The 18348-nt window shown below is 55.9% G+C and carries 14 protein-coding genes; 7 read left to right on the top strand and 7 right to left on the bottom strand.

Going from position 1 to position 18348, the window contains the following annotated elements; all coding sequences use genetic code 11:
• Nucleotides 1-12: 12 nt before the first annotated feature.
• Together MFP24_RS18215 and MFP24_RS18210 are read left to right on the top strand one after the other, a co-directional pair.
• Entirely contained in the window at nt 13-1281 is a 1269-nt protein-coding gene (locus tag MFP24_RS18215) for an amidohydrolase (RefSeq protein ID WP_249231698.1), read from the top strand.
• A 215-nt stretch (nt 1282-1496) separates the two neighbouring features.
• A complete protein-coding gene (locus MFP24_RS18210) occupies nt 1497-2072 on the top strand; it encodes a DJ-1/PfpI family protein (RefSeq protein ID WP_249231697.1) in 576 nt (191 codons plus the stop codon).
• A gap of 41 nt (nt 2073-2113) precedes the next feature.
• On the opposite strand, the gene xylR is transcribed toward MFP24_RS18210, so the two are convergent.
• From xylR to xylF, 4 genes are all read right to left on the bottom strand, one after another.
• Nucleotides 2114-3304, bottom strand: a complete 1191-nt coding sequence (gene xylR / locus MFP24_RS18205; protein ID WP_249231696.1) for a D-xylose utilization transcriptional activator XylR — start codon at nt 3302-3304, stop codon at nt 2114-2116.
• Nucleotides 3305-3421: 117 nt separating this feature from the next.
• A complete protein-coding gene (gene xylH, locus MFP24_RS18200) occupies nt 3422-4597 on the bottom strand; it encodes a xylose ABC transporter permease XylH (RefSeq protein ID WP_249231793.1) in 1176 nt (391 codons plus the stop codon).
• On the bottom strand, nt 4584-6125 hold the full coding sequence (locus tag MFP24_RS18195; protein WP_249231695.1) for a xylose ABC transporter ATP-binding protein: 1542 nt from the start codon (nt 6123-6125) through the stop codon (nt 4584-4586). The genes xylH and MFP24_RS18195 overlap by 14 nt, the downstream gene beginning before the upstream one ends.
• 93 nt (nt 6126-6218) lie before the next feature.
• A complete protein-coding gene (gene xylF, locus MFP24_RS18190) occupies nt 6219-7214 on the bottom strand; it encodes a D-xylose ABC transporter substrate-binding protein (protein WP_136164711.1) in 996 nt (331 codons plus the stop codon).
• Between the two features lie 354 nt (nt 7215-7568).
• Here xylF and xylA point away from each other — a divergent pair, with 354 nt between their 5' ends.
• Together xylA and xylB are read left to right on the top strand one after the other, a co-directional pair.
• Nucleotides 7569-8888 carry a xylose isomerase gene (xylA, locus tag MFP24_RS18185; protein WP_249231694.1) on the top strand — a complete coding sequence of 440 codons (1320 nt, stop codon included), beginning with the start codon at nt 7569-7571 and terminating at the stop codon, nt 8886-8888.
• A gap of 106 nt (nt 8889-8994) precedes the next feature.
• Complete coding sequence (xylB, locus tag MFP24_RS18180) at nt 8995-10461, top strand: xylulokinase (RefSeq protein ID WP_249231693.1); 1467 nt, start codon at nt 8995-8997, stop codon at nt 10459-10461.
• Between the two features lie 9 nt (nt 10462-10470).
• Here xylB and MFP24_RS18175 read toward each other — a convergent pair whose 3' ends face one another.
• From MFP24_RS18175 to exaC, 3 genes are all read right to left on the bottom strand, one after another.
• Nucleotides 10471-11121: a DcrB-related protein gene (locus MFP24_RS18175; protein WP_249231692.1), complete on the bottom strand. Its 651-nt coding sequence runs from the start codon at nt 11119-11121 to the stop codon at nt 10471-10473.
• Nucleotides 11122-11229: 108 nt separating this feature from the next.
• A complete protein-coding gene (locus MFP24_RS18170) occupies nt 11230-12222 on the bottom strand; it encodes an acyltransferase (RefSeq protein ID WP_249231691.1) in 993 nt (330 codons plus the stop codon).
• 163 nt (nt 12223-12385) lie between these two features.
• Entirely contained in the window at nt 12386-13921 is a 1536-nt protein-coding gene (exaC, locus tag MFP24_RS18165) for an acetaldehyde dehydrogenase ExaC (protein ID WP_249231690.1), read from the bottom strand.
• A 289-nt stretch (nt 13922-14210) separates the two neighbouring features.
• On the opposite strand from exaC, the gene fdhD reads away from it, so the two are divergent.
• From fdhD to MFP24_RS18150, 3 genes are all read left to right on the top strand, one after another.
• Nucleotides 14211-15044, top strand: a complete 834-nt coding sequence (gene fdhD, locus MFP24_RS18160) for a formate dehydrogenase accessory sulfurtransferase FdhD (RefSeq protein ID WP_249231689.1) — start codon at nt 14211-14213, stop codon at nt 15042-15044.
• 312 nt (nt 15045-15356) lie between these two features.
• Nucleotides 15357-15983, top strand: coding sequence for a superoxide dismutase [Mn] (gene sodA / locus MFP24_RS18155; protein WP_249231688.1), 627 nt, complete (start codon nt 15357-15359; stop codon nt 15981-15983).
• 435 nt (nt 15984-16418) lie between these two features.
• Complete coding sequence (locus tag MFP24_RS18150) at nt 16419-18311, top strand: methyl-accepting chemotaxis protein (RefSeq protein ID WP_249231687.1); 1893 nt, start codon at nt 16419-16421, stop codon at nt 18309-18311.
• Nucleotides 18312-18348: the final 37 nt, after the last annotated feature.

The raw sequence follows: 18348 nt of genomic DNA, 5'->3' as shown, positions 1-18348 counted from the left end.
AAAGGAGCAGCCATGAAAAACATCACGTTACAACAGTTAATCCACTGGCGCAGAGAGTTTCACCAGTTTCCGGAGGAAGGCTGGACGGAGTTTGTTACCACAGCCAAAATAATTACCCGCCTGCGCGCAATGGGATTCGAGGTGCTGGCTGGTAAAAAAATCATCAACGAAGCGTTCGTTCGGGGCAGAAAAGCTGACGTGGTGAAAAAAGGACTCGCCGCCGCCCGGACGCAAGGTATTGATAGTGCGCTACTGGAGGAAATGGAGGCGTTGACGGGGTGCGTGGCCCTGTTGGATACCGCTCGCCCCGGCCCGACCATTGCCTTGCGCTTTGATATTGACTGCGTACTGGTGCAAGAAACCTCTTCCGCCGACCATGTTCCCAATCAGGAGCATTTTGCGTCAACCAACCCGGGGATGATGCATGCCTGCGGTCACGATGGACATACCGCCATCGGTTTGGGTCTCGCGCAATGGCTGATACAACAAAAAAACACCCTGCCTGGCCGCTTCAAACTGATTTTTCAACCGGCGGAAGAGGGCGTGCGCGGGGCCAGGCCTATCGCTGAAAGCGGCATTGTCGACGATGTGGATTATTTTCTGGCGCTGCATCTGGGTACGGTGGCCAAAAGCAATGAAATTCTGGTGGATCCGCAGGGTTTTCTTTGCACCACCAAGCTTGATTTTCGTTTCCATGGCGTACCCGCCCACGCCGGCGCCGATCCGCAAAAAGGACATAACGCCTTGGCGGGGGCCTGCCATTGCGCCGTCCAGCTGCTGGGAATAGCCCGACATGGCGACGGTATGTCACAGGTAAACGTTGGGGTAATCCGCGCCGGTGAAGGCCGCAATGTGATCCCTGCCAAGGGTGAGTTGCTGGTGGAAGTCAGGGGCGCGACCAAAGAAATCAACGATTACATGACCGATCGGGCCATACGCATTGCCGAAGGTGCGGCACATGGTTTTGATTTACGACTGGAAACAGAAATCACCGGGGAGGCGGTCGATTTACATAACGACCCGGAATTAATTGAGGTATTAAAGCAGGTAATTGCCGAGCATCCATCGCTGACGGTGGTATCACGCCACTTTGGCGGCAGCGAAGACGCCACAATCCTTGCCAGACGAGTGCAGGATCACGGCGGTAAGGCGCTCTATTTTATTCTGGGAGCGGATCTTGCCGCCGGGCACCACCAATCCGACTTCGATTTTGACGAGCAATCGCTGCTGACCGGCGTCGAACTGTTCGCCGGATGCATCCAACGCTTATGCCAGGCTTAACCCGATGTTGCCGGCGACGCCCCGACGTCATACCGAAATCAAATTAGCCGGATCATTCTCCGGCCCAAGCGTACGAGTATAACGCGATTTCCCCCTCGCGCTAAGCGCTAAAAACGGGTTACGCGACGCCAGTAACAATAATAAAACATCGTTTCATTTTAATATATATTCTTTGCTATGCTTTCATACCCCCTCTGCATGTTGCTGGAGATGCTATGTCTAAAAAAGTCGCCATTCTGCTGGCCCCCGGGTTTGAAGAAGCGGAAGCGATTATGGTGATCGACGTACTGCACCGCATGAAAATAGATGTCACCATGCTGTCGTGTCACGACAGGCTGGAGCTAAGCAGTTATCACAATATTCGTATGTTTGCCGATGCCTTACTGGAAAAAAACATGGATGAGCTGTTTGATGCCGTGATCGTTCCCGGCGGGCCGCAGGGAACGGTCAATCTGGCGGCGAATCCGTTGGTTGTTGAATTTATTCGCCGCCATGATGATGCCAACAGGCTGATTTGTCCGCTTTGTTCCGCCGCCGCGCGCGTGCTGGGCGGCAATAACCTGCTGAAAGGCCGCCGTTATGTCTGCTCCGGTGAGCTGTGGCGCAACGTTACCGACGGCGTCTACGTCAACGAGAAAGTGGTCGAAGACGGCAACCTGATCAGCGGTAAAGGACTGGGCGTGGCGTTTGATTTCGCCTTTACCATCGCCTGCCGCCTGACGGGCGATAAGGAAGACGCGAATTTTCAGGTTGAACATATCGATTACGATTACTGGCGCGTACCGGCGTAAGCCACGTCTTCAGCGCGGCGTCGTCCGCCGCGCTTGACGGCTCATCCCCTCAGAAAACCCGCCTCACCGTAGCGCTCGCGATACTCTTTGGGCGTAATGTCATAACCCTTTTTAAATACGGCATAAAAATAAGGCAGCGAGGGATAACCGCACATCAGTGAAATTTCGCCGATCGAAAGCGAGGTGGAAATCAGCAGATTGCGGGCGCGATCGAGTTTCTCCGCGTGAATAACCCCGTGGATGGTCTGTCCCATTTCATCTTTGAAGCGCTTTTCCAGATTTGAGCGCGACATCCCTACCGCATCCAGCACCTGTTCGACTTTAATGCCCTTGCAGGCGTGGTAACGGATAAAGTGCATCGCCTGGATGACCGCCGGATCGTGCACCGAGCGGTAGTCGGTCGAACGGCGTTCCACCACCCGGATAGGCGGCACCAGAATACGCTGCAGGGGCAAATCGCCGCGGTTCAGCAATAGCCGATGCAGCAGTTTCGCGGCGCGATATCCCATCTGGCGGGTTCCCTGCGCCACGGACGACAGCGCCACCCGTGAAAGATAGCGGATCAACTCTTCATTATCGATACCGATAACGCACAGCTTTTCCGGCACAGGGATGTTCAAATGTTCGCATACCTGCAGCAGATGGCGCGCCCGGGAGTCGGTTACGGCAATAATGCCGGTCTGCGGCGGTAATGCCCGTACCCAGTCAGCCAGGCGATTTTGCGCGTCCTGCCAGTTATCCGGCGACGTTTCCATTCCCTGATACACCACGCCCTGATATTGCCCCGCGGCGACCAGCTGACGAAATTCATGTTCGCGTTCCTGCGCCCAGCCTTTCCCCCCCGACGCCGGCAGACCATAAAACGCAAAGCTATGCAGCCCCTTGTTTTTAAGGTGCATAAACGCGCTCTCCACCAGCGCATGGTTATCGGTGGCGATATAATGCACGGGGGGATAATCAGCCGGATTATGGTAAGACCCGCCCACGCCGACCAGCGGAACATCGACGTCCTGCAATAGCCGCATGATTTCCTGATCGTCAAAATCGGCGATAACGCCATCCCCCAGCCAGTCTCTGATGTTATCGATGCGGCAGCGAAAATCCTCTTCAATGAAAATATCCCAGTCACACTGCGAGGCCTGCAGGTACTCGCCGACGCCCTCGACAACCTGCCGGTCATACACTTTGTTGGCATTGAACAGCAACGTAATGCGATAGCGTTTTTCAAACATGGCGATGAGCGTCCGTTCGTGGCGATACCTTTGAATAGCATAACCATTCAGGAGGCCAAAATAATTTCCCTATTATTGCGAACCACCACCGGTTTCCGCCCCTTGCTCAGTACCCTGTCATACCCTTCGCTTGGTTGCGGTATCCATCCACACCGCCAGCAGTAAAATGCCGCCCTTGACGACATACTGCCAAAATGTCGGCACATCCAACATACTCATGCCGTTATCCAGCGAGGCCATAATAAATGCCCCCATCACCGCGCCGGCTACGCTGCCGATGCCCCCGGCCAGGCTGGTGCCGCCGATCACGCAGGCCGCTATCGCATCCAGCTCGGCAATGTTCCCCGCTGACGGCGAGCCCGCGCCCAGGCGCGAACTGAGGATCAGCCCCGCCACCGCCACCATCAGCCCGTTCATCGCAAAAACGATAAGCTTGGTGCGTTCCACATTGACCCCCGACAGGCGGGCCGCCTCGATATTGCCGCCAACGGCATAGATACGGCGGCCAAACGCCGTGCGCGTCGCCAGGAAAATACCGCCCAGCATCAACAGCGTAAGAACCAGCACCGGCGTCGGTACGCCGCGATAGTCATTCAGCAGATAGATCGCGCCAAGCACGATCACCGCGGTAAACGCCTGACGGCCGATATCGCCGGCCGGCGGGCTGACGGGCAGCCCCAGCCGGGCCCGGTTGCCGCGTCGCCGCCATTGCCACAGGATAAACGCCATCAGCCCCAGCGCCCCGCAGATAAAACCCACGCCGGAAGGCAGGTAGCTTTGACCAATCTGCGACATGGCCGCAGAGGTCGGCGAAACCGTGGTGCCGTTGGTAATGCCGATAAGAATGCCGCGAAACGCCAGCATGCCCGCCAGCGTAACGATAAAGGAAGGCACTTTCTGATACGCCACCCACCAGCCGTTCCAGGCCCCCAGCAGCAGCCCCAGAACCAGCGTCACCACGATGGTCAACGGCAGCGGCCAGCCGAACCACACATCGAAGATCGCCGCCGCGCCGCCGAGCAGCCCCATCATCGACCCGACCGACAGATCGATTTCCGCCGAAATAATCACAAACACCATACCGACCGCCAGGATGCCGGTAATGGCCGTCTGACGTAACAGGTTGGAAATATTGCGCGCGCTGAGATAAGCGCCATCCGTCATATAGGTGAAAAAGAGCATGATCGCGATAATGGCGGCAATCATCACGTAGACCTGGAGATTAATGTTTTTGAGCCGTTGCAGTAAGGGCGCCGGGGCGGCAACGGCATTTTGTCGATCAGACGGCGATATTTTCAACACGATGTTCACTCCTCAATGCAGCTTCCATAACCTGTTCCTGCGTTAAATCACGATTAATCAAATCCGCTTTGACGCGTCCCTGATGCATCACCAGCACCCGATCGCTTAACCCCAGGACTTCAGGCAGTTCGGAAGAAATTACGATGACGGCAATTTGTTGTTTTACCAACGCATTGATAAGTTTGTAGATTTCGTATTTCGCCCCGATGTCGATGCCGCGCGTCGGCTCATCCAGAATCAGTATCCGCGGATTCAGCAGCAGGCATTTCGCCAGCACCGCTTTTTGCTGATTGCCGCCGCTCAGCCGGGCAATCGCCAATTCCGGGCTCGGGGTTTTGACTTGCAAATTCGCCAGCGATTGGCGGATAACATCCAGTTCGCGCGCGTCGTCCAGCGTTGAAAACAGGCCGGAAAACCGATCGAGCGCGGCCAGCGTAATGTTGTGCGCCACGCTCATCACCGGCACAATGCCGTCCTTTTTGCGATCCTCCGGCACCATGGCGATACCCAGCGCCATCGCCTGCTGGCAGTTGTTAATCTCCACGCGTTCGCCATCAAGAAACAGCTCGCCTTGCCAGCGCCCGTGGTAGGCGCCGAACAAACACTGTACGGTCTCCGTGCGCCCCGAACCGACCAATCCGGCAATACCCAGAATTTCGCCCTGATGCAGGGAAAAGGAGACGTCGTCCACCCGGCGGATATGCCGGTTCACCGGATGCCAGGCCGTCAGGTGCTCGACGCGCAGGACCTCTTCGCCGATGGTATGCGCTTCGCTGGGGTACAGCTCCGTAAGCTCCCGCCCCACCATCATCGCGATGATTTGATCTTCGCTAAGTTCCGCTGCCGGACGCGTGCCGATGTGCTTGCCGTCGCGGATAACGCAAATCACGTCGGAAATCGCTTTCACTTCGTTGAGCTTATGGGAGATATAAATGCAGGCGATGCCGTGATCGCGCAGGTCATGGATGATATCGAGCAAAATGGCCGTTTCCCGCTCGGTCAGCGACGCCGTCGGTTCGTCCAGCACCAGCAGACGCACCTGCTTATTCAGCGCCTTGGCGATTTCAATCAGCTGCTGCTGCCCCAGCCCCAGTTCCCCCACTTTGGTATTGGGGTCGATCGTCAGCTTGACCTGCTCCAGCATGCGCTGACAGCGTAAGTACATGCCGTCGTAGTCCATTATCCCGAAGCGCGCCCACTCATTGCCCAGGAAAATATTCTCCAGCACCGTCATTTCCTTAACCAGCGCCAGCTCCTGATGAATAATGGCGATGCCTTTTTGCTCCGTATCACGGATATGGCCGGCCCGCAGTTCGTCGCCGGAAAAAATAATCTCTCCGCTGTAACTGCCGTAGGGATAAATGGCGCACAGCACTTTCATCAGGGTGGATTTGCCCGAACCGTTCTCGCCGCACAGGGACAACACCTGCCCGGCCTCCAGCGTCAGGCTGACATTGTCCACCGCTTTCACGGCGCCAAACGCTTTAGTGATATTTTTCATTTCCAACAGGCGCGGCATCATAACCTCCGTGATTCACTCTTACTCGCCGTAAGAGACAGCGAATACTCACGAGCCACGGCATAGCGTGGCTCGGGGCAAAGAAAACGGGGGTTAATAGACATCCGCTTTTTTATGAAAGCCGTCGGCAATCACCGTGGAATCAATATTGTCTTTATCAACGGGGATCGGGGTTAACAAAAATGCCGGAACGTTTTTCAGACCGTTATGTAACGAGGCGTTGGACTCAGGGGTCTTGCCCGCGCCCAGGGCAACCGCGATATCGGCGGCGTCTCTGGCCAGTTTGCTGATGGGTTTATAAACCGTCATGGTTTGCGTACCGGCAACGATGCGTTTTATCGCCGCCAGATCCGCATCCTGCCCGGAAATGGCCACCTTGCCGGATAATCCCTGCGCGGCGAGCGCCTGAATGGCGCCGCCCGCCGTCGCATCGTTCGAGGCTACCACCGCGTTGATATTGTTATTATTTGCCGTCAGCGCATTCTCCATGATTTTCAGCGCGTTCTCCGGCAGCCAGGCATCAACCCACTGATCGCCCACCACTTTGATTTTACCATTATCAATCAACGGCTTTAATACTTTCACCTGTCCCTGGCGGAACAGTTTCGCATTATTATCCACCGGCGAACCGCCCATCAAAAAATAATTTCCTTCGGGGACCTTATCCACCAGGTATTGCGCCTGTAACTCTCCAACCTTTTCATTATCAAACGAAATATAAAAATCCACGTCCGCATTGTTTATCATACGGTCGTAGGCCAGGACCTTTATTCCTTCACGTTTTGCTTCAGCAATAACGTTACTTAACACCTGACCGTTGTAGGGAATAATAACCAGGACGTCCACACCGCGGTTAATCATATTTTCTATTTGCGAAATCTGCGTTTCTTCATTGCCGTTTGCCGATTGTACAAAAACGCTCGCGCCATGCTCCTTGGCCTTTTCCACAAAGATATCCCGATCTTTTTGCCAACGCTCAAGGCGTAGGTCATCAATCGCCATCCCTATTTTTACTTCTTTGCTTAACGCGGGTTGGCTTACTAAAGCGAGTGCGGCACAGGCTGACAGTAAAAAGTGTTTAACTTTCATCGTAGAGTACCTTTTTTGATTTTTGAAATGCGGGGCGGAGAACTCCGATAACCAGCAGAGTATTGTCGTTAAACCATACATCAGCAATTACAGATTTTTATCATCCGATTATGTTTTTTGGTTTAATTTCTATTTTTTGATACCCGTCATATTTTATTGTTCAGCGTTATTTTTCTATTTTTATAAACTGCGAAGCATATTCAGATTAATCCGTTAATATTTTTGCGACCCAGCGCACATTTAATAATTCTCTTAATTTCAGTGTTAAATAACGTAATTGAGTAAATCGCTATCCGGACTAAATATAAAACCTATACCTCTCTTCCCTCGGGAAGGCCGCTAAGGAGTCAAACGATGCAACCCTATTTTCCCCAGATCGAAAAAGTCCGCTATGAAGGCGGCCAGAGCGACAATCCCTTCGCTTTCCGCCACTACAACCCCGAGCAGGAAATTCTGGGGAAACGCATGGCGGACCATTTACGCTTCGCGGTCGCTTACTGGCACACTTTCTGCTGGAACGGCTCAGACATGTTTGGCGTCGGCGCCTTTGAACGCCCGTGGCAGCAAGCGGGAGACGCGCTGGCGCTGGCCAAACGCAAAGCCGACATCGCATTTGAATTCTTTCAAAAACTGGATGTGCCCTATTACTGTTTCCACGATGTGGATGTGGCGCCCGAGGGCGCTTCGCTCAAGGAATACCTGAATAACTTCGCCGCCATCACCGACGTATTGGCGGAAAAACAGCAGAGCAGCGGGGTCAAGCTGCTGTGGGGCACGGCAAACTGTTTCACCAACCCCCGCTACGGCGCCGGCGCGGCGACCAATCCGGACCCCGAAGTTTTCGCCTGGGCGGCCACGCAGGTGTTCAGCGCCATGAACGCCACCCAGAAGCTGGGCGGCGAAAACTATGTACTGTGGGGCGGGCGCGAAGGTTACGAAACCCTGCTTAACACCGATCTGCGCCGGGAGCGCGAACAGATTGGCCGCTTTATGCAAATGGTGGTCGAGCATAAACACAAAATCGGCTTCCAGGGAGCCTTGCTGATCGAACCCAAGCCGCAGGAGCCGACCAAACACCAATACGACTACGACGTAGCCACGGTTTATGGTTTTCTTAAACAGTTCGGATTGGAAAAAGAGATCAAGGTCAACGTGGAAGCCAACCATGCCACGCTGGCGGGCCATTCGTTCCACCATGAAATCGCCACCGCCATCGCGCTGGGCGTTTTTGGATCGGTGGACGCCAATCGGGGCGATCCGCAACTGGGCTGGGATACCGACCAGTTCCCCAACAGCGTGGAAGAGAATACGCTGGTGATGTATGAAATCCTCAAAGCAGGCGGCTTCACCACCGGCGGCCTGAATTTTGACGCCAAAGTCCGCCGCCAAAGCACCGACCGCTACGATCTCTTCCATGCCCACATCGGCGCCATGGACACCCTGGCGCTGTCGCTCAAAGCCGCCGCCCGGATGATCGAAGACGACCAACTGAATCAGCTGGTTGCCAAACGCTACGCGGGCTGGAACGGAGAGCTGGGGCAGCAGATCCTGCAAGGCAAGGCGTCGCTGGAATCACTGGCCGGCTATGCGGAAAGCCGCCAACTGGCGCCGCAGCACCAGAGCGGCCATCAGGAATTGCTGGAGAATATCGTTAACCGTTATTTATTTGGATAATACGGGCTTATCGGCTCATCCCTTATCCGGCGTCCCGCTAGCCTGCGCGGGCATGACGGCGGTATAAGGCGTAGCCCGCATCCCTTAACCGTTCCAGGAGTCCTTCATGTACATCGGTATCGATCTCGGCACCTCTGGCGTTAAAGCCATTTTACTGAATGAAGCGGGAGAGGTTATCGCCAGTCACAGCGCCGCATTAACCGTATCCCGCCCTCATCCGTTGTGGTCGGAACAATCGCCCGATGCATGGTGGCAGGCGACCGATAGCGCATTGCAGGCGCTGGCGGCGCAGCACGACCTGCGGGCGGTTAAAGCGCTGGGGCTGACCGGGCAGATGCACGGCGCCACGCTGCTGGATGCGCGGCAGCGAGTGCTGCGGCCGGCCATTTTGTGGAATGACGGACGCAGCGCGCCGCAGTGCCGGGAATTGGAACAACAGGTGCCGACCTCGCGGCAGATTACCGGCAACCTGATGATGCCGGGCTTCACCGCGCCCAAGCTGAAATGGGTACAGGAACACGAAGCGGAGATCTTTCGTCAGATCGACAAGGTGTTACTGCCCAAGGATTATCTGCGCTGGCGTCTGACCGGCGAATTCGCCAGCGATATGTCCGACGCGGCGGGAACGCTGTGGCTGGACGTGGCGCAACGCGACTGGAGCGAGGTATTGCTGGACGCCTGCTCCCTGACGCGGGAGCACATGCCGGCCCTATATGAAGGAAATCAGATCACCGGATATCTGCGGCCGGAGACGGCGCAGCGCTGGGGAATGAACAGCATCCCGGTCATTGCCGGCGGAGGCGATAACGCCGCCGGGGCGATTGGGGTCGGACTCTATCAGGCCGGACAGGCGATGTTGTCGCTCGGCACATCCGGCGTTTACTTTGCCGTCAGCGACGGTTTTCTCAGCAATCCGCAGCGCGCCGTCCATAGCTTTTGCCACGCACTGCCTGATACCTGGCACCTGATGTCGGTGATGCTGAGCGCCGCCTCCTGTATTGACTGGGTGGCCCGCCTGACGCATGCGCCCAGCGTTCCCGCGCTGCTACAGGAGGTTGCCGAGACGCCCGCGGATGACACTGCCACGCCGCTGTGGTTCCTGCCCTATCTCTCCGGCGAACGTACGCCGCATAACAATCCCCACGCCAAAGGCGCTTTCTGGGGGCTGACGCATCAGCACGGCCGCACTGAACTGGTTCGCTCGGTACTGGAAGGCGTCGGCTTCGCCCTCGCCGACGGCATGGACGCCCTGCATATGACGGGGTTGCAGCCCAGCCGCATCACGCTGATTGGCGGCGGCGCGCGTAGCGCCTACTGGCGGCAAATGCTGGCGGATATCAGCGGGCACGAGCTGGAATACCGCACCGGCGGCGACGTGGGGCCGGCCTTGGGGGCCGCACGCCTGGCGCAGATCGCGATAAACCCCGAGACGCCGCTGGACGCGTTATTGCCCCAGTTGCCTTTGGAACAGGTCCATCAGCCTGATGCGCAACGCCACGCCTACTATGCGCAGCAGCGAGAAACCTTTACCGCGCTATACCGGCAGCTTCGTCCGCTGATGTCGGACCATTAGCGCGGCGGGTTATGTAAAGTTCAGCGACGCCAGCACCTGTTCAATCAGCGCCTGATGGATATCTCCGCGGTTGGCCGGGGTGTTGATTTGCAACGTCACTATTTTCTTCTGCCACACGGCGTAGAGCAGCATCGAGTTCACCGGCTGGCCGCCGACCTGTAGTTCATTATCCATGCGCTGCAGGGGTAGCTTGCCGATGGTGACGGGCTGCTGCCGTATCCGTTTTATATGCTGATACTGCCCCTGCATATTGGTGAAAATGTCGTTTCCCAGGCTCTCCAGCCCCGCCTCGGTCGCGCGCAAAATCTGCCCCGCCGGCGGCGGCACCACGGAGAACACCACCTGCTGACGCGAAGCGCTATTGATAAACAGATGCGTTTTGCCCGCGTCGCCGTTGTTGACGTCATCCGGCGGGGTTTGATCGGAAAAGGCATCCGGCAGCATAAAGCTGATTTTGCCTTTTTGCAGCGAAATCTTGTGCGCCGGCGCTTCAGGCGCGGCGGGCGGCTCAACCGGCGCGACGGGTTTATTTTCCGGCGCCTGCAACGGCGGCGGCGTTGGCTGCGGATCCGGCTTGTTGTTATCCGACGGATTATCACAGGCGCTTAATCCGCCGATTAACCAGCCGATAACGAATAACTTACCCACTGTCTTTAACATCTCTGCTCCGCTTTCTGCTGCCTATGAGATAAAGGTTTACGTCATTCCGGTAAATGGTCCCGATTTACCCCTATCATGTCCCGATTCGGCCTTCTTTGTCACTTCATCTTAGCTGACCAGGCGCCGGGTATCGATTTTCTGCAGCGCCATCGACAGCAGCAGGCTACTCAGTAGCGCAACGATAAAGATATAGAAAATATCCAGCAGCGGGCGGGTCGAGATCGCCATATCATGGGTACGCAGGTAATGGATAATCAGCGCATGGAAACCGTAAATCGCCAGCGAATGGCGCGATATCAAGGCTAATCCGGGCCAAACCCGGTGGTTCATCCAGCGTTTGAATATCGCCAGCAGACTGACCGCCGCCAGAAACACCAGCGGCCCGCAGTAGATATAAAACAGCTGGGTAAAATTATCGTTCAGCAGCGTGTGGTGCTTGGTGCCTATCGCCACCAGCAACACGCATAAAATAAACAGCGGAATAGCGGCCAGCGCCACGCGGCGGGGGATATCCAGCATCCCTAACGCCCGCCCGACCACCGCGTACAGCAAATAGTAAAAGGTATCGCCGTAGATATAGAGATTAACCGGCAACAGTTTGACGCCGGCAAATTCAACGCTGCCCGTATTGGGGTTGGCGATCGCCGCCAGCACCACGATAAAAATAGCCAGATACTTTCCCGGCGCCGGCTTGACGCGGATAAGCGGCGAGAACAGGTAGATCACCGCAATGGCGTAGAAAAACCACAGGTGATAAAAAATCGGCTTTTGCAGAACCTGCCTGACGGCGTTCAGCGGGTTGATTGGCGTTAACGCGGCGATATAAATCAAGGCGATAGCGCTATAGAACAGGATGCATAAACCAACGCGCGTAAAATGTTTCCGCCGGGCGCTGCGCTCGCCGAAAAACAGATAGCCCGAGATCATAAAGAACAGCGGCACGCAAACCCGCGAGGCCGAATTAAGGATATTCGCCACATCCCAGTGGACATCGCCCGGCGCGCCGCCGGCGGTAATGTAATAGGTGGTGCTGTGGATCAGAACGACCATCATGCAGGCCACGGCGCGTAAATTATCAATCCAGCCGATCTTATCGGTCATGCACCGCCTCTTAAAATAGGGTGTTTATTCAATAGGTAAAAGTAGCGTAGTGCCTGTTCCGCGTCGGCACAATCGGCGGAGGGCGGAATCGGGGGAAAAATCGCGGCGGGGCGCTGTTGGAAAAGGCCGTTAGTCTCCTAACGGCCCATAATTGAGAAAGGAATCAGAACAGCCCCATCGGCTTATCCGAATAACTCACCAGCAGGCATTTGGTTTGCTGGTAATGCTCCAGCATCATCTTGTGGTTTTCACGCCCGATCCCCGACTGCTTGTAACCGCCAAACGCGGCGTGCGCCGGGTAGGCGTGGTAGCAGTTGGTCCAGACGCGTCCGGCCTGAATGCCGCGCCCCATGCGGTAGGCGACATTGCCGTTGCGGCTCCATACGCCCGCGCCGAGCCCATACTCGGTGTCGTTGGCGATTTCCAGCGCGTCGTCCATGGTTTTAAAGGTGGTTACCGCCAGCACCGGCCCGAAAATCTCTTCCTGGAAAACGCGCATGCTGTTGTTGCCGAACAGAATGGTGGGCTCCAGATAATAGCCCTGGGACAGTTCGCCCGCCATCTCTTTGCGCTGGCCGCCGGTCAGCACGCGCGCGCCCTCTTTCTTGCCGATATCGATATAGTTGAGGATGGTGTCCAACTGCCCGGCGGACACCTGCGCGCCCATCATGGTGTTGCCGTCCAGCGGGTTGCCGATGCGGATGGACTCCACGCGTTTAATCGCTCTCTCCATAAAACGATCGTAGATCGACTCCTGCACCAGCGCCCGGCTCGGACAGGTACAGACTTCACCCTGATTAAAGGCAAACAGCGTGAACCCTTCCAGCACCTTGTCAAAGAAGCTGTCCTCTTTGTCCATCACATCCGCAAAGAAAATATTGGGCGATTTACCCCCCAGTTCCAGCGTCACCGGCGTCACGTTCTGGGCGGCATAGCCCATGATTTGCTGGCCGACCTCGGTGGAGCCGGTAAACGCCACTTTGGCGATACGCTTCGACGTCGCCAGATATTCGCCAATTTCGCTGCCCGACCCGTTCACCACGTTAATCACGCCCGGCGGCAGAATGTCCTGAATCAGCTCCATCAGAACAAGCACCGACAGCGGCGTCAGCTTGGCCGGTTTCAGCACAATACAGTTTCCCGCCGCCAGCGCCGGCGCCATCTTCCAGCAGGCCATCAATAGCGGGAAGTTCCAGGGGATAATCTGCCCCACCACGCCCAGCGGCTCATGGAAGTGATACGCCACGGTGTCGCCGTCGATCTCACTGATCGCCCCCTCCTGAGAACGGATGCAGGCGGCAAAATAGCGGAAGTGGTCAATGGCCAGCGGGACATCCGCGCCGCTGGTTTCACGGATCGGTTTACCGTTATCCCAGGTTTCCACGCTGGCCAGCAGGTCGAGGTTTTGCTCCATCCTGTCGGCGACACGATTCAGAAGCAGCGCGCGCTCCTGTACCGGCATGGCGCCCCATTCGGCCTTCGCCTGGTGGGCGGCATCCAGCGCATAATCAACATCCCGCGCGGTAGAGCTGGCCACCTCGCATAGAGGTCGGCCGGTAATCGGCGTCAGATTAACAAAATACTCACCTCCGTCGGGCGGAACCCAGGCTCCGCCGATAAAGTTGTCATAGCGTTTTTTCAGATTAGGCGCGCCATACTCATCGGAAATAAGCCGGCCTTCAGGTGTGATATGTGCCATTTCAGTCTCCTTTTCGCGGTTGGGGTACGCGGCGGAACCGCAGTGGAAATAGAGGCTATAGGAAAACGGTCGCTGCGCGGTGAGCATGGTTAAATCGTATGCGGGGATAGCGCGTTATGACAGCCGCCGGTCAGAGAGAATGGCAACTTTTCGAAGCAAGTCACAATTTAGCAACCATCAATCAACAAATTCACAACCATGACGCGGGCACGATCGCTGTTTGCAGAGAAAAGTTCGCATCCGCGGGGAGGCGGTGAAATAATAGCGCCATTGATTAAAAGCGATTAACTTGCAGGTATTTCAGGTGAAAGGCGTTATCCCACAAACGGTTACTCCCCCCGCGGGAGCCTGTCAGCGTACCGTCAGCCATCAGGGCGCGCTGACGCAGCCGCAGGCCGACTGGCTGGCGGAAGAAGTGCCCGTGGCGCTGGTCTACAACGGTATTTCACACGTGGTGATGATGGCGTCGCCGAAAGACCTGGAGCTGTTTGCGCTGGGGTTTTCGCTGTCGGAAGGCATCATCGCCGCACCGCAGGATATCTACGGCATCGATGTTCAGCCGGTATGCAACGGCATTGAGGTGCAAATCGAACTTTCCAGCCGCCGCTTCGCCGGTTTAAAAAACCGCAGACGGGCGATGGACGGCCGCACCGGGTGCGGCGTCTGCGGGGTGGAGCAGTTGGCGGAGATCGGCAAACCGGTTGCGCCCCTGCCATTTACCCAGACCTTTTCGCTCAGCCGCCTTGAATCGGCGCTGGCGCAGCTGCAGCAGGTACAGCTGGCGGGCCAGTTAACCGGCTGCACCCATGCCGCGGCCTGGATTACGCCGGACGGCGCACTGCGCGGCGGCTGTGAAGACGTCGGCCGCCACGTGGCGCTGGATAAGCTGCTCGGCATGCGGGCAAAACAGCCGTGGCGGCAGGGCGCGGTGCTGGTTTCCAGCCGCGCCAGCTACGAGATGGTGCAAAAATCCGCCATGTGCGGCGTGGAGATCCTGTTCGCGGTTTCCGCCGCCACCTCGCTGGCCGTCGAGGTGGCCGAGCGCTGCAACCTGACGCTGGCGGGGTTCTGTCGTCCGGGGCGGGCCACCATCTATACTCATCCGCAGCGTCTGAGCGAGTAGCGCGGCGGCGGAAAATCATACCCCGGGCGCCCGCCGAGCTTAGACCGATTTGTTTTTACCTCATACCCTAACCACATAAGCGCTTGTTATATTGGGTTAAACGCCGGCAGATGACCGCGTTTGGACGAGAATAATCATTTTCAATATCATTTAATTAACTATAATGAACGTAGTGCTTACGCGGTGCTAACAAAATCAGCGCCGCATACTGTCCTTGTACCGGACCTAGGAAATTGTGAGCAAGGTCGCGTTTCGGTACGGCGCAGTTCACCACTACAATTACTCAGCACTATAACCACGGAGATGCTAAACATGAGTTATTCACTGCCATCCCTGCCTTATGCTTATGACGCACTGGAACCCCATTTCGACAAGCAAACGATGGAAATCCATCACACCAAACACCACCAGACCTACGTCAATAATGCTAACGCGGCGCTGGAATCCCTGCCTGAATTCGCCAAGCTGTCCCCAGACGAGCTGCTTACCCAGTTGGACAAAGTGCCGGCAGAGAAAAAAACCGTTTTACGTAACAACGTCGGCGGGCACGCCAACCACAGCCTGTTCTGGAAAGGCCTGAAGCTGGGCACCACGCTGGCTGGCGATTTGAAAGCCGCCATTGAGCGTGATTTCGGCAGCATCGATACTTTCAAAGAAAAATTTGAACAGGCCGCAGCAACCCGCTTTGGTTCCGGCTGGGCCTGGCTGGTGCTGAAAGATGACGGCAAACTGGCGGTGGTATCCACGGCCAATCAGGATAGCCCGCTGTCGGGCGAAGCTATTTCCGGCGCATCCGGCTACCCTATCCTGGGTCTGGACGTGTGGGAACATGCCTATTATCTGAAATATCAGAACCGTCGCCCGGATTACATCAAAGCGTTCTGGAACGTCGTAAACTGGGACGAAGCGGCCAAACGTTTCGCGGAAGCGAAAAAATAAGCCGTTTCCCGCCGCCGCCCTGCCCGGGCGGTCGCAAAGCAAACCGGAATAACCGTCGTTATTCCGGTTTTTTATTATAAATTATCGAATATTCCCCCTCTCCCAGACTTTATTTGCATATTGATAAGCAATAGAGATATACCCTAAATAATTCGAGTTGCAGGAAGGCGGCAAGGGAAGGAATCCCGATGAGCTTACTAAAGTAAGTGATTCGGGTGACTGAGCGCAGCCAACGCATCTGCAGCTTGAAGTATGACGGGTATAGTAAAGATTCTCCATAAATTGCCGATAAATTAACTGTGATCCTATCGTATGATTTTTATACCGATATGTTGTATCTCACACGACAATCTCGTGGCGCCGTCCCCCGTCATTCGCAATACGGGGACGAAACCAGAGTCAGTATTCAGTTCATAAGATAGTGGAAGAAACAAAATGGCTATAAAATTTGAAAATATCAACGTCGGTAAGAAATTAGGCTTAGGCTTCTTCCTGATCTTAATAATGACGGTAATTATTGCCGGCGCAGGCGTCATGCATATTGAAGAATTAAAAGGAAGTATTGATAAAGTCAATTTAAGCAACAATATCAATAATGAAATTAACCAGGCGAAATATTATCGGGTACGCTATAGCGCCACATACTCCCCGGAAGATATAAAGCAAAATATTACTCATATTGATAATATCAATAAGTATGTATCTGATGCCAAAGGCTGGAACTGGCCGGAAAAAGCCAGAGAACAATTCACCCATATCGAAACCGTTATCGCCGAATATCAGCAACGGCAGAAAAACTACGTTGATGCCATTCACAAAAAGGACGACGTCAGGAAAAGCTGGAATATTTCCGAAACGGGAAAACCATTAAAAGAACTGGGCGATCAATTAAATGCCGACGGTTATAATCTGACGCTTCAGTTGCTGCTTGCCGATCTGAACCTGAAACTGACGGCGGTTCGTTATCATGTCCGCGGCATGCTGTTATCCCGGGATAAGGAATCCGCGGATGAACTCGCCGCCGCCATTGACGAGGCGCAAACCTCGTTGACCACGCTGCACCAGAGCCTGCCCGCCGAACAACAGGCGATACTCGCGCCGGTCCTGAACACCATGAATAGCTATGAAGAGCGGGCCAAGGCTTATATGCCGGCCTATCAGGAAGAGCTGACCCAGGCGCGGCAAATGGCGGCCAGCGCCGACGAACTCAATGCCATCATCCAATCCCTGCTTCAGGATCAGCTACAGCTCACCCAGCAGGATATTCGCGCTTCCGAGATCCAGATGGGCGTTACCGCGCTGATTACCCTTATCCTCGGGTTACTGATCTCCTGGTTTATCTCACGCCAGATCACCACCCCGCTGAATACCACGCTGGATATGGCCGAACGCATCGCCACCGGCGATCTGACCATGACCGTCGAAACCACCCGCCGCGATGAACTGGGGCAGCTGATCCGGGCGATGGCGAAAATGAATGCCAATCTGCATAACATGATCGACGAGATCCGCATCGGCGTCAGTCAGATCTTCACCGCCGCGGGGGAGATCGTCGCCGGCAACACCGACCTCTCCTCCCGTACCGAGCAACAGGCGGCCGCCGTTGAGCAGACCGCCGCCAGCATGGAGCAGCTCACCGCAACGGTCAAACAGAACGCCGACAACGCCCACCACGCCAACACCCTGGTGATCGGCGCATCCCAGACCGCGAAACAAGGCGGCGAGCAGGTGAACAACGTGGTGAAAACCATGAACGATATTGAACACAGCTCCAAGCGTATCGCCGAGATCACCTCGGTGATTAACGGCATCGCCTTCCAGACCAATATTCTGGCGCTGAACGCCGCGGTTGAAGCCGCCCGCGCCGGCGAGCAAGGCCGGGGTTTCGCCGTGGTGGCCGGCGAAGTGCGCAATCTGGCGCAGCGCAGTTCGCAGGCGGCCAAAGAGATTGAGGGATTGATTGCCGAGACGGTCAGCCAGATCGGGCACGGCGCCACGCTGGTCGGCAATGCGGGTAAAACCATTCATGATGTCGTCACGTCCGTGACGCAGGTGCATGACATTATGGGCGAGATAGCCACGGCTTCCGATGAACAGAGCCGCGGAATTACCCAGATCAGTCAGGCGATTGTGGAAATGGACAGCACCACCCAGCAGAACGCCGCGCTGGTACAACAATCCTCGGCGGCGGCGGACTCGCTCGAAGAGCAGGCGACGCTGCTCAAACAGGCCGTTTCCGTCTTTCGTCTGGCGACCTCACAGGACGAGACAACGCCGGCCGGCATCGCGTTTTCCCGTTCATCGCCCCAGTTGGGCTATAAAAAGTAATGGCGGTAAGCAAGAGAGGTTGCTGACAAAGCCGCTC

Source organism: Brenneria tiliae (assembly GCF_023347575.1).
Classification (GTDB): domain Bacteria; phylum Pseudomonadota; class Gammaproteobacteria; order Enterobacterales; family Enterobacteriaceae; genus Brenneria; species Brenneria corticis.
Note: the sequence above shows the minus strand (reverse complement) of the source record. Positions and strands in the feature narration are given on the sequence as shown.